Annotated in this window: 12 protein-coding genes; 6 read left to right on the top strand and 6 right to left on the bottom strand. The window is 59.9% G+C overall.

Annotated features, from left to right (window positions below; genetic code table 11):
- Positions 1–1,201 (top strand): ABC transporter substrate-binding protein (locus EOA24_RS13555; protein ID WP_127409856.1); only part of this gene is annotated, 1,201 nt, incomplete at its 5' end.
- Between the two features lie 287 nt (positions 1,202–1,488).
- Positions 1,489–2,487, top strand: a complete 999-nt coding sequence (locus EOA24_RS13550) for a phosphatase PAP2 family protein (protein WP_189353934.1) — start codon at positions 1,489–1,491, stop codon at positions 2,485–2,487.
- Between the two features lie 17 nt (positions 2,488–2,504).
- Here the strand turns inward: EOA24_RS13550 and EOA24_RS13545 are convergent, their stop codons facing one another.
- Genes EOA24_RS13545 through EOA24_RS13520 form a run of 6 tightly spaced genes read right to left on the bottom strand, consistent with a single transcriptional unit; the run spans position 2,505 to position 8,068 of the window.
- Entirely contained in the window at positions 2,505–3,575 is a 1,071-nt protein-coding gene (locus EOA24_RS13545; protein WP_126079114.1) for a phosphatase PAP2 family protein, read from the bottom strand.
- A gap of 24 nt (positions 3,576–3,599) precedes the next feature.
- Positions 3,600–4,145, bottom strand: a complete 546-nt coding sequence (locus tag EOA24_RS13540; RefSeq protein WP_126079115.1) for a prepilin peptidase — start codon at positions 4,143–4,145, stop codon at positions 3,600–3,602.
- Positions 4,142–4,693, bottom strand: a complete 552-nt coding sequence (locus EOA24_RS13535) for a tetratricopeptide repeat protein (RefSeq protein WP_189343242.1) — start codon at positions 4,691–4,693, stop codon at positions 4,142–4,144. The genes EOA24_RS13540 and EOA24_RS13535 overlap by 4 nt, the downstream gene beginning before the upstream one ends.
- 53 nt (positions 4,694–4,746) lie before the next feature.
- Positions 4,747–5,703 carry a type II secretion system F family protein gene (locus EOA24_RS13530; RefSeq protein ID WP_189343243.1) on the bottom strand — a complete coding sequence of 319 codons (957 nt, stop codon included), beginning with the start codon at positions 5,701–5,703 and terminating at the stop codon, positions 4,747–4,749.
- Between the two features lie 8 nt (positions 5,704–5,711).
- Positions 5,712–6,683 (bottom strand): type II secretion system F family protein, encoded by a 972-nt coding sequence (locus tag EOA24_RS13525; RefSeq protein ID WP_126079116.1) that lies wholly within the window; start codon positions 6,681–6,683, stop codon positions 5,712–5,714.
- Entirely contained in the window at positions 6,683–8,068 is a 1,386-nt protein-coding gene (locus tag EOA24_RS13520; protein ID WP_127255966.1) for a CpaF family protein, read from the bottom strand. Before EOA24_RS13520 ends, EOA24_RS13525 begins: the two co-directional genes overlap by 1 nt.
- Positions 8,069–8,565: 497 nt before the next feature.
- On the opposite strand from EOA24_RS13520, the gene EOA24_RS13515 reads away from it, so the two are divergent.
- The 4 genes from EOA24_RS13515 (at position 8,566) to EOA24_RS13500 (ending at position 11,690) form a co-directional block, all read left to right on the top strand.
- The gene (locus tag EOA24_RS13515; protein ID WP_126079118.1) at positions 8,566–8,778 is read left to right on the top strand and encodes a Flp family type IVb pilin; all 213 of its coding nucleotides are present in this window, start codon (positions 8,566–8,568) and stop codon (positions 8,776–8,778) included.
- Between the two features lie 95 nt (positions 8,779–8,873).
- Complete coding sequence (cpaB, locus tag EOA24_RS13510) at positions 8,874–9,902, top strand: Flp pilus assembly protein CpaB (protein WP_126079119.1); 1,029 nt, start codon at positions 8,874–8,876, stop codon at positions 9,900–9,902.
- A 50-nt stretch (positions 9,903–9,952) separates the two neighbouring features.
- Entirely contained in the window at positions 9,953–11,398 is a 1,446-nt protein-coding gene (locus EOA24_RS13505; RefSeq protein WP_126079120.1) for a type II and III secretion system protein family protein, read from the top strand.
- Positions 11,385–11,690 carry a hypothetical protein gene (locus tag EOA24_RS13500; protein ID WP_126079121.1) on the top strand — a complete coding sequence of 102 codons (306 nt, stop codon included), beginning with the start codon at positions 11,385–11,387 and terminating at the stop codon, positions 11,688–11,690. The genes EOA24_RS13505 and EOA24_RS13500 overlap by 14 nt, the downstream gene beginning before the upstream one ends.
- The last annotated feature ends 139 nt before the right edge of the window (positions 11,691–11,829 follow it).

Genomic DNA, 11,829 nt, shown 5'->3' with positions numbered 1-11,829 from the left:
GGACGTGCTCGATCCGTCGGCGATCGCGGCGCCGGCTGGCCGGGCGGGCGCCGCCGCGGCGCAGCAGGCAAGCAGCGCGGCCCCTGGCAACCCGGCCGCCGCGGCACAGGGCGCCGGAACCGCGACCAGCGCGACGTCGAGCGGCCCGACCTCGGCCGTGGCAGCGAAGGCCAACCTGACGCTCGGCACGGGGCCGACCAAGGTGACCATGCTGCTGCCGCTTTCGGCGCCCGAAAGCACCGGCGAGAACGGCCGGAAGATGTATGACGGCGCGCGGCTCGCAATGGCCGATCTCGGCGACAAGCTTTTGACGCTGACGATCCAGGATACGCGCGGCGACAGCGGCTACGCCAAGGACCTCGCGGTGAAGGCGATCACCTCGGGCACGGCCAAGGTCGTCCTCGGCCCCTCCGAGCTTGCGGCCGCGCAGCACCTTGCCAAGCTCTCCGGCTCCAAGCGGCCGCCGGTGCTGGCGCTGGCCGACAATTTCGCCGGCGGCCCCGGCGTCTATTCCGTGCGGCTCAGCGAAGCCGATAGTGCCGCGGCCGGCGCGGCGGCAATCGCCGGCAAGGGCGCCAGGAAATTCGTGCTGATGGTGCCGGCGGGCGCGAATTCAAGCGCCGTCGAATCCCGGGTGGCCAACGCGCTCAGCATCTATGGCGCCACGCTTGCGGTGACGCTGCCCTATTCGCCGACGGATGGCGGCGCCAAGGTGGTGTCCGACATGGGCTCGCTGGTTGAGGCGCCGGATGCCGTGGTCGTCGCCTGCGGCGACGGCAGCCCGGCCGCCGTGCTTGCGGCGCTGAAGGCCAAGGGCATTCCCGGCAAGACGGTGACGCTGATCGGCACCGACCGCTGGCTCGAGCGCCCGATGGATCCGCTCTATGAGGGCGCCTATATCGCCACGCTCGACCAGAGCGAGACCGGGCCGATCGCCGACCGCTTCAAGGCGACCTACAACTACCAGCCAGACGTCAACGTGGCCTATGCCTACGACATGGTGGCGCTGAGCGCGGGCATAGCGAGCTCCGCCGGCCCCGACGGCTTCAGCAAGCAGGTGCTGGAAAACGCGATCGGCTTCCGCGGCTCGACCGGCCTGTTCCGCTTCCGCAGCGACGGCTCAAGCCAAAGGTCTATGCCGTTTTTCAAGTTGGAGAAGGGCCAGCTGAAGCTGGTAGAGAAGCAGACGTCGGGGTTTTGAGAGCAATTCCAGGAAAAGTGCGCAGCGGTTTGCTGTCCGGATTGCTTAAAAACAAAGAGCTAGAGCGGGTTGGCGATTCCATCAAACGCTGAATCGCTCTAAAATCGGGCTCTGGGGGTCTCGTTGGGTTTTCTTCGAACGCTTCTCATTTTGGCTGTTGTGGGCGCGGTGGCGGCTGGCGCGGTGGCCCTCACCGAACGCTTCATATTCGACTCGCCCAAACCAGCCGTTTCGGGCGAGCCGCCGCCTTTGCCCGTCATCAAGAAAAAGCCGGTGCGGCAATGGAAATGGCGCCTGACATAGCTGCCGAACAATCAAGGTTCTCGGTCTCCGCAAAGCTCGCGGTTGCTTGCCTGTGCTATGCCGGGCTTGCGGCCTATCTGTACCCCGATACCTATTTCGCCGCGCTGGGCACCTTCAGGCTCCTGCTGCTTTATCTGTTGCTGCCCTTTCTGATCCTGATCGGGCTGATCGTCGCAGCAGTCGTCAGCCAACCACGGGCCCCGGCAAGCTGGCTGCTGCACAAACTCGCATCGCGAGGCGTCGGAGCGGCATCAACGCTTGGGGTCTTCATACTTTGTCTGGCTGCATTCACTGCCTATAAGCATGAATTCTCGCAGATGGTGCCGTTCTTCGCCGATCAATTCCTGGCAAGGATCGACGCTGACCTGCATTTCGGCGATCCGTGGAGATGGGCGCGCGCCCTGCCGGTTCCAGGCATCGCGGATCGAGCGCTCTACATTCTGTATTCGCAGCTTTGGTTCGTCGTGCTTGCCACCGTCGTCGTCGTGGCGGCCTGGCTGGACGATGCATCGAAGCGCCAGCGCTATTTCCTGTCGCTTATCACCACCGCAGTCGTTCTGGGTGTGATCGTGAGACTGGCCGCTTCATCGGCAGGACCGATCTTCTATGATCGGCTGTTCGATCCAGACAGATTCGAGGACCTTATCCGATCGCTCAAGGCAAGCGATTCCGGACCGGACACCCTGCTGATCACCGATCACCTGTATGCGTCGTATACGACCCACAGAGCCTCGATAGGGACAGGCATTTCGGCGATGCCCAGCTTCCACGTGGCTATTGCCGTGCTGAACGCCCTTTTCCTTTCAAGCCTCAATCGACGGGTCGGCGCTTTAGCGTGGACCTATGCCGGCGTGATCCTCTTCGGGTCGGTCTATTTCGGCTGGCACTATGCCATCGATGGTTATTTCTCGATCATCGCGACCGTTCTGATATGGCGCTATAGCGGGCAGCGCATCGGGGATGGCGCTATGCCGTCGACATAAGCGGCTTGAAGGCAGGGTCAGCCGAAATCGGCACCGGATCTCACATATTTGTCGGCAGACAGGCTTAACGCCCTTTGAAGCCATCGGACGAAGATCCAGATGGCTAGCGTCAATAGCATAGACGCGTACCCATCGACGGCGTAGTGCCAGGCCAAATGCACTGAACCCAATTGAATGCAGAGCAAGAAGATCAGGCCAACCCACCGCAGCACTCGACCAAAGCGCCACAAGTAAATTGCGTTGAGGGTAGCCACCGCCACATGCACAGATGGAAAGGCCGAAATGCCGCTACCCAAGCGAGGGCCATCAAGGCTGGCGTCGGCCAACAGGTAATTCTGGGTGTCCAACGCCAAGACAGGGTAGGTAATATTAGTCGTCCGAAGGTAGTCCATCAGGGGAGAAAACGTGCTGTCGCTGTAAAATGGCGAAACGAATGCCGGTCCAACCGATGCGAAGGCCGCCGCCAAGACATTGCCGAGCAGCACCCAACTCAGGATGAACGTGACCAAAAACTGGGAACGCAGCCGCTCGTTCCCGGTGGAAAAAACGACGCAAAACAGAACGATGAAAACCTCTGCGAACCAGAGATTGTAAAGAACGTTCAGTGAAAAGGTGACGGGGCCAAAGCCGAGGATAGGATGAAAAAACCTCCAGGCTTCGATCCCGCCATGAATTGCCCTGTCGACCGCGGTCAGGCCCGGGTCGGCATAGAATGGCTGGATCTTGCCGATGCCTCCCTTGATGCTGGTGAACACCGAGAAAAAGATCGGGAAGACGAGCGCAACCGGCAATCCGACTATAATTCGGTCCGCCAGCCTGTTGGAAATCATAAGATTCCTTATGGCGCGCAACGGCTCCGCTGGCCGCTCAATGAGCAACCGACCGGAAACCATGACAACAAGAATGAGAGTTACTACGGACCCAAAAAACAGGAAATTTTTGTTGTATAATTTTACATCGATGGCAATTTTCCAATGCACCGCAGCGATAAGCGCGACAAGGATATAGGTAATTACCGTCAAGAAGAAGAATTGATTGGCGCGCCACACCGCCGAACTGCTGCGAGCCGCCAGCCTCGCTATTGACATGGAAGGACCCCGCGGACCTAAACGCTAGTTAAGCTGCTGCAGTTCTCCCGAGCTGCTGGCCAGCATCACACCGCCATAGACCTGGAACAGGATCGCGCAGATCGCGGCGGCCGAGATCGGCACGCCGAACGGCACGACGCCTTTCCTGTCCATGTGCTGGACATAGAGACGGAACGCGCCCGCCGGCAGGAGAAAGGGGTTCTTGACCAATGCCGCGGTTGCCAGCGCGAAGACCAGCAGGAAAATCGTGAACACGACAAGGCCGTTTCCGCCAATCAGAAGCGGCACCGCCGCCATCAGCTTCACGTCGCCGGCGCCGAGCTTGCGCAGGACCCAGAATGGAAACAGCGCCACGAACAGCAGCACGCAGCCGATCGCGCTCAGGCCCATGTCCCACCATGATCCGCTCTGCACGGACACGAGCTGGAGTGAGCCGAGACCGAGGCATATCAGCAGCAGCACGTCACGGTTGGCAATCTTCTGCGTCGTGAAATCGGTCCAGGCGATCCTGCCGAGGAGCGGGATGGCCAGCGCCCTGAGCAACAGCGACGCGGCGAGCAAAAGGCTCATGACCGCTCGATGTTCCGCACGCTTGACGACAGAAGCTTCAGATTGTTGGCCACGGTCGGATCGTTGGGCGCGAGCTCGTAGGCCTTGAGGAAATTCGTTCGCGCCTCCTGCAGCTTGCCGCGCAGCAGATAGGAGTAGCCGAGATTGTTGTAGTATTCCGGCGTCGCGCCGAGCAGCTTGAAGGCTCGGCTATAGGCCAAATCGGAGAGATCGAAGCGGCGGATGCGATCACAGGAGGCGGCAAGGCCCAGCCAGGCAACGCCGTCATTCGGCGCCAGCCGGGTCGCCTTGTAGAACAGCGCACCAGCATTGCCGTAGTTTTCGGAGCGGAACTGGGTCTTGGCCTCGGTGATGGCCTGATCGGAGGCGTAGTAGTCGACATCGCTGATGGTCTTCAGGCCGTCGAAGGTATCGCCAAAAGCTGTGTAGTCGCCCTTGGCGGGTTCGTTGGTGCGCACGACCCCGCCCGTGGTGTCGGTCGACTGACAACCAGCAAGCATGACCAGCAGCACACCGGCTGCGGCGGCTAGGCGCATCGGCTTTGTCATCTTGTGCCCCAAGAAGCCCTCCGACTCAATTTAGAACCTAATCATATGACGGTTCAGAAGAAAATGCCCCTCATGCGAATGATGACCGGTAGCATGATCACCATCATCACCACAGGGAAAATGCAAAGCCCCAGCGGAATCATCATTTTGACCGGCAAGGAATTGGCACGCTCCTCGGCCTGAAGAACGCGCTGGTCGCGCATCTCGGCGCTGTAGACGCGCAAAGCATCGGTCAGGCTGGTGCCCAGTTCTTCCGATTGCCGGAACAGCACCGCCAAGGCCTTTGCCTCATCCAGGCCGATGCGATCGGCAAGCTCGCGTAGCGCCTCACGCAGCGGCTTGCCGGCGCGCAATTGCAGATTCATGATCGAGAGCTGGATGCCAAGCCACTTATGGGTACCGGCCAGTTCGTGGCTGACCCGCTCGACCGCCGCCTCGAGGCTCATGCCCGCGTCGGCGCAGGTGATCATCATATCCATGAAATCCGGAAAGGCGCGACGATAGATTTTCTTTTGCGTATTCTCGAACCGGTCGAGCATGATGCTCGGGATGACGATACAGCCGAGACCAATCAGGCCAGCGCCGGCGAAAGTGAAGAAGCCGGGCAATTTCGATGGTAAGACGTTCGATAGAAGCGCGTACATCACCAGAAAACCTGTGGCGACAGCAGCGAGACGACTGAGCGTGTAAATTAAAGGCGCACTCTTCTGATAGAAGCCGGCGCGGAACAGTTTTGCCTCAAGCGCATCCGGCTGCCTGTGTTCCTTTTCGACAGCTTTGAAATAGGCCTCGATCGGTTTCTGCGCCGCAAGCCTGGCGCGCTCGTCCCGGGCCAGTATGGATCGCGGGTCGACTGAGCGCTCACCCAAAAGGCTGTCCGAAACAAGCTTACGAGTCTGCATTGCAGGCATGAGGACCAGCGCCGCGAACAGGAACAAAGCCACCGCCGCCGCGAAGACGGCAAGGGAGACCAGAAAGGTCAGATCGTTAATGTTCGAAAGCAGGCTCATGGCCACCCCTAAAAATCGAAGTTGACCATCCGATACATAATGTAATCACCAAGCAACGCCCAAAAACCGAAGACGGTGAATATCGGGACGATAGCCGGACTGTGCCAGACCTTTCCATAGAAAGAGGGCGCAATGACCTGCAGTATCAGAAACATTGCAACCGGGAAAAACGAGATTATCCATGCGGAAACTCGCCCTTCGGCTGAGAGCGCTCTGATCTTCAGCCGCAATTTCTGCCGCTCACGAAGGACGGATGAAAGATTGGCGAGAATTTCGGTGAGATTGCCGCCGGTTTTCGACTGGATCGAAAGAGAAACCGTCAGCAAATGCAATCCTTCGAAACCCACTCGTTCCGACAGCTTTTTTACAGCCTGCTCCATGCTGAGCCCGAAAGTGATTTCGTCGGCAACTATGCCAAATTCCGTCCCGAGCGGGTCAGCCATTTCGCGGGCGACGAGACCTATGGCAACGGAGGCGGGGTGCCCTGCGCGCAGCGAACGAACGATCATGTCCAGGGCATCGGGGAGCTGCTTGGCGAACTTTTCGATTCGCTTGTTGCGCGCGCGCCGAAGGACAACAAGGGGCAGAGCAAGACCCACGATCAAAAACGCGATCAGAGCCGCGACAACCGAAAAGCCGAAAAGCAGTGTCAGCGTCAGCGCAATCGCCAACCCGGCGAGCAGGAATACCGCCGCGAAAATCAGCGGGTTCCCGGTGATGCCGGATTGCGTATAGAGCCGGTTCAACCAAACGAAACCGAAGACAAAGTCTCCGGACTCGGTCAGGCCGCGTTCACGCAGCAAGCTCTTCAACGTCTTTTCCGCCGGCGCTTCGTCAGCCAGGCGACGTAGCCTGTAATTGACCGCGGCGAAACGTGAGCGCCGACTGGTCAGTGAAAGATAGAAAGCTTCACCGGCCAGAATGACAGACGCCGCTGCAACGGCGTAGATAAAATAGAGTAGCGCCTGTCCTGTGAGCATTACAGCGCCACCTGCGGGTTAAAGGCGTCCTTGGCAAAGTGGAGACCAAGCGTCGCGGCCTCCGACGCGAAGCGTGGACGCACGCCGGTCGCACGGAAATCACCAATGATCGATCCGTCGGCGGTCACGTCACGCCTGACGAAATGATAGATTTCCTGCAATTGGACGACATTCCCCTCCATGCCGGTGATCTCTGAAATCGAGATCACGCGCCGCCCACCATCGGAAAGGCGTTGCGTCTGCACGATGATGTCGATGGCGGAAGCGATCTGAGCCCGGATGGATTCGTGGGTCATCGGCATGCCGGCCATGCCAACCATCTGCTCCAGGCGCGAGATGGCATCACGCGGGGTGTTGGCATGGATTGTGGTCATCGAGCCTTCATGGCCGGTGTTCATGGCCTGCAGCATGTCGAAGGCTTCCTCGCCGCGCACCTCGCCGACGATGATGCGGTCGGGGCGCATGCGCAGCGCATTCTTCACCAGCTCGCGCTGGCGGATCTCGCCCTTGCCCTCAACATTGGGCGGGCGCGTTTCCAGCCGGCCGACATGCGGCTGCTGCAGCTGCAATTCCGCCGCGTCCTCAATGGTGACCAGGCGTTCCTTGGCCGGGATATGGCTGGACAGCGCGTTGAGAAGCGTCGTCTTGCCGCTGCCGGTGCCGCCCGAAACCAGGATCGACTTGCGCGCCTGCACCGCGATCTTGAGCATGTCGATCATCGGCTGGCGGATCGAATTGAATGCCATCAGGCGTTCCAGCGAGTAAGGGTTCTTCGAAAATTTGCGGATCGAGACCAGCGGGCCGTCGACAGAGACCGGCCGCACGGCGATGTTGACGCGCGAGCCGTCCGCCAGGCGCGCATCCGCCATCGGCGCTGATTCGTCGACGCGGCGGCCGATGGCCGAGACGATCTTGTTGATGATGCGCAGCAGATGCGCCTCGTCACGGAAACGGATGGAGGTTTCCTCGATGATGCCGCGGCGTTCGATGAAGACGCGCTCATGCGTGTTGATCATGATGTCGGTGATCGAGTCGTCCTTCAGCAGCGGCTCGATGGGACCAAGGCCCAGCATCTCATCGGCCGTGTCGCTGGTCAGCTGATCGAGCTCCCGGGCATTCAAGGGCACGTTGCGGCCGCGGACGAACTCGCGCACGATCGGCCGGATCTCATTCAGGATCTCGTCCTTCGACGCATTTTCCAGCGCGGTCAGATTAAAGCGGTCGATAAGATGGCGATGCAGCTCGACCTTGAGGGTCAGGAAATCATCGCCCTGCGGCTCCGCTTCGGCTGCGGGAGCCGTGGCCGCTCCATTCGGCGCGGCGGCGATGATCGGCGCCAACGACGTGTTGTGTTCGTTCGGCCCTTTGATGAAGCGACCCAGCATGCCGCTTACCCCCTTATATTTTCCCCAGCGCGAAACTAAGCGTTAACCACGGGGGGCACAAGCGGCTTGGAGGACACACTAAAGGTATTACTTGCGACATAGTTAAGAAATCAAAGTCTGATAAATCGTTCTATTTTTCGTTTGCTTCGCGAACATGGACCAAAGTCCTAAGACCTTTGACGACTCCCGCGGAGTCGCCCTGCTAACCCACTTAATATAAACGGATATGTCGTGCTTCTAATGTGGCAGCCACTGGCCACGGGCGTGGCATAATTGTGAATGAATGGTTAAGATGACTTGAAAAACGAGCCGAATCAAGCTGTTGTCGAAATTGGGAAAGTCTCAAATCGAGTATTGGAGGGTTAAGGAACTGTTAATCCGTTTGACTCGGCTTTTTCGTGCGACCTAGGATTGAACGTGACGGGGGATGCTTGGGTTTGGGGTTCATTCCTTTGCTCTGTCTCGTCGGGTTCAAACCTCCAAAGGGAGAAATTGGCATGAAAAAGCTCATGACGATGACCCGGCAGTTCCGCGACGATGAAAACGGCGCTGCTATGGTCGAATATTCGATCCTGATCGGCATCATCGCGGTCGCGGCGATCGGAATCATCATCGGCATCGGCGGTTGGGTCACGGGTCGCTTCACCCAACTGTGCACCGCCATGGATAACTCGGGCGTCGGCTCCTGCGCTAGCGGCGCCGGTTCTTGATCGCTTGATCAACATCAGGCCCGGGCTATGCAATCCGGGCCTGAACTTAAGTGATGGCGGGGCGAATCCCGCATTATTGGCTCGGGGCTTGGGTTATGCGCGCCAACACACTCATCATGATCGTTCTCGCCGGCATATTCGGTGTGCTGGCGGTTGTCCTCGTCAACATTTGGCTGGCCGGCCAGCGCAACGCACTGGCCCAATCGAACGGCGTGCAAGCAAGCAGCGTCGTGGTCGCGGCCATGCCGCTGAAATTCGGCGACGCGCTCAGCGCGGACAAGCTGCGCGAAATTCCTTGGCCGGCGGGGGCGGTTCCGGCGGGCTCGTTCAAGACCGTCAAAGAGGCGATGGCCGGCAGCGGCGCGCGCCAAGCGCTCCAAGCGATCAGCGCCAATGAACCTATTCTTGCGACCAAGATCACCGGCCCGGGCCAGCGTGCTACATTGTCGGCGGTGCTTAGCGAGGGCATGAAGGCGGTCTCCATCCGCGTCAACGACGTGCTCGGTGTCGCGGGCTTTGTTTTTCCGGGCGACAGGGTCGACGTATTGCTGACCCGCACCACACGCGGCGAAGATGGCGCCGACAAAAGCTTCGTCGATGTTCTGCTGCAAAGCGTGAAAGTGCTTGCCGTCGACCAGGTCGCCGATGAAAGCAAGGACAACCCGCAGGTCGTAAAGGCCGTCACGGTCGAAGTCAGCACCAAGGACGCCCAGAAGCTGACGCTCGCGGCGGGCGCGGGGCAGTTGTCACTGGCGTTGCGCCAGGCTGCCGGCAGCAGGGGCGAGGTTAATGAGAGGGTGACACTTGCGGACTTGACCGGCGACACGCCGGAGGATGTCGCCAAGCGCCAGGCCGAGCTTGACAGGCAGGCCGCCGAAGAAGCGGCGCGCAAGCAGGCCGACGAGAAGATCGATGGCCTGGCCAAGGCGGTGGAACGAGTCGGCAGCCAGATCGATCAGATGAGCAAGGCAAAGCCGGTCACGGTCGTGGCCGCCGCACCTCAGGCGCAGCCGCAAGTGAAAGAAGTGATCAAATACGTCCAGCCGGAGCCGCCGAAGCAAGCGACGGTCGGCGTGTTCCGGGGCATCAAGCTGGAAACATACGAGGTGCCGCGACAAGACTGACGAAGGTCGGCGCGGCGGGCTGCCAAGGGCAGCAAACGGGGAGACGGGGAATGCAGGGGTTTTGGCTCAGGATAGTGGCGGTCGCGCTATCCTTCGTGGTTGCACCGGCGATGCTTGGCCATTCGGCCAGGGCTGCCGACCGCTTCATCGACGTGTCGAGCCCGTCGCTGCACCGCGTCTTCGTACCGATCTCCCAATCGGCCACGATCCAGGTGAACGCCACTTTGGGCGACATCGTCGTCGGCGACGAGAAGATCGCCGACGCGCAGCCGATGACCGACAAGACGCTCTACATCATCGGCAAGAGTGTCGGCACCACCACGGTCAATCTGTTTTCCGAGGACAAGCGCTCGCTTGGCGCCATTCAGATCGAGGTCGGCCAGGATGTCAGCGACATGGCGGTCGCCATTCGCCAGGTAGCGCCGAAAGCACGCATCGAGATCGGCTCCATCAACGGCAAGGTCAGGCTTTCCGGCCACGTCAAGGACGCGGCGACGTTGGCATCCATCGTCGAGGTCACCCAGCAATATGGTCCCGACGCGATCATCAATTCGGTTACGATCGATGACAGCGAGCAGGTCAATCTTTCGGTGCGCATCCTTGAGGCGAAGCGAAATGCCGGCCGCGATCTCGGGGTGTCGATCAGAAGCACGAATAGCCGCGGCACGACTCGAACCGGTACCGGCGATGCGGCAGTCGATGAGGACAATAAGGTGCTCGGCCCGGGAGATATCCTCTCCGGCCTTCTATCGAACACCAGCCCATTTGCAGCGCTGATAACGAGGGTAATCGACAACAACCTAAAGGTTGATCTGATCATCGAGGCGTTGGAGGCAAAGGGTGTCGTGCGAACTCTTGCCGAACCGAATCTCACCACGGTTTCCGGCGAGACGGCCAGCTTCAATGCCGGCGGTGAAGTGCCCGTGCGCAGTGTCAACGCGCAAGGCGAAGTCGAGATTGTGTTCAAGCAGTTCGGCGTCAATCTGAACTTCACGCCGGTGGTATTGGACGACGGCAAGATTCACATGAAGCTGGCACCAGAAGTCAGCGACCTGACCGGCTTCACCGCCGCCGGCGATCCGATCTTCACCAACCGCAAGCTTTCGACCGTCGTCGACCTGCGTGACGGCCAGAGCTTCGCCGTGGGTGGCCTGCTTTCGAGCAAGAACACAATACAGCAAGACCAGGTGCCATGGCTTGGCCAGGTGCCGATCGTCGGCGTGTTGTTCCGCAATTCGAGCACGCAGAAGGAAGAGACAGAGCTCGTCGTCATTGTGACGCCACATCTCGTGCGGCCGGTGAAACCCGGCGAGCAACTGGCGACGCCTTTCGACAAGACCAAGCCCGCCAACGATCCGGAACTCATGCTGCTCGGCCAACTGGAAGTCAGCAAGGACATGATCCGCATGTACGAGCATGGCGACGGCGTCACCGGGCCCTATGGCCACATGCTGGATGTGAAATCGAAGGACAAGCTGCTCTATGTCAAAAAGTAAGCTCCTGCTCGTCCTTCTCGGCACCGGTCTGCTCGCGGGCTGCGCGGCCGACTATCTGCACAATTACGACACGATGACACTGGCTTCCGGCGACTCGCAGAAAGCCAATCAGCTGCTGCAGACGGTCGATCCGTATAACCCGGCTTCCAACAACACGAAGATCGAGGGCGATGGCGCACGTTCCGTCGGGGTCGTTCAGAAATACAAGCTTCCACCGAGCGGATCGGCAGCGTCGGCAACGAACATGACAGTCAATGTCGGACAGTCGAGCGAAACCAACGCAGCGAAGTAGCGGAAGGATGCGGCGCGTCGGGCGCGCGAGGACACCCGACACGAATGGAGAGTAGGGTCATGTTGGGGACCATTCGTGAATTCTGGAACGATCAGCGCGGCATAGCGATGATCTTGGTTTCCATTATGCTGCCGGTTCT

The organism is Mesorhizobium sp. M2A.F.Ca.ET.039.01.1.1, assembly GCF_003998035.1.
GTDB lineage: Bacteria > Pseudomonadota > Alphaproteobacteria > Rhizobiales > Rhizobiaceae > Mesorhizobium.
The sequence above is the reverse complement of the archived record's forward strand: the minus strand, read 5'-3'. Positions and strand labels throughout refer to the sequence as shown.

What these genes read in the sequence shown, in the direction of transcription:
- EOA24_RS13500 (WP_126079121.1), top strand. Translation starts at nt 11,385, where the DNA reads ATGTCAAAAAGTAAGCTCCTGCTCGTCCTTCTCGGCACCGGTCTGCTC.
- EOA24_RS13530 (WP_189343243.1), bottom strand. Translation starts at nt 5,703, where the DNA reads ATGAGCCTGCTTTCGAACATTAACGATCTGACCTTTCTGGTCTCCCTT.
- EOA24_RS13545 (WP_126079114.1), bottom strand. Translation starts at nt 3,575, where the DNA reads ATGTCAATAGCGAGGCTGGCGGCTCGCAGCAGTTCGGCGGTGTGGCGC.
- EOA24_RS13535 (WP_189343242.1), bottom strand. Translation starts at nt 4,693, where the DNA reads ATGACAAAGCCGATGCGCCTAGCCGCCGCAGCCGGTGTGCTGCTGGTC.
- EOA24_RS13525 (WP_126079116.1), bottom strand. Translation starts at nt 6,683, where the DNA reads ATGCTCACAGGACAGGCGCTACTCTATTTTATCTACGCCGTTGCAGCG.
- cpaB (WP_126079119.1), top strand. Translation starts at nt 8,874, where the DNA reads ATGCGCGCCAACACACTCATCATGATCGTTCTCGCCGGCATATTCGGT.
- EOA24_RS13520 (WP_127255966.1), bottom strand. Translation starts at nt 8,068, where the DNA reads ATGCTGGGTCGCTTCATCAAAGGGCCGAACGAACACAACACGTCGTTG.
- EOA24_RS13540 (WP_126079115.1), bottom strand. Translation starts at nt 4,145, where the DNA reads ATGAGCCTTTTGCTCGCCGCGTCGCTGTTGCTCAGGGCGCTGGCCATC.
- EOA24_RS13505 (WP_126079120.1), top strand. Translation starts at nt 9,953, where the DNA reads ATGCAGGGGTTTTGGCTCAGGATAGTGGCGGTCGCGCTATCCTTCGTG.
- EOA24_RS13515 (WP_126079118.1), top strand. Translation starts at nt 8,566, where the DNA reads ATGAAAAAGCTCATGACGATGACCCGGCAGTTCCGCGACGATGAAAAC.
- EOA24_RS13550 (WP_189353934.1), top strand. Translation starts at nt 1,489, where the DNA reads ATGGCGCCTGACATAGCTGCCGAACAATCAAGGTTCTCGGTCTCCGCA.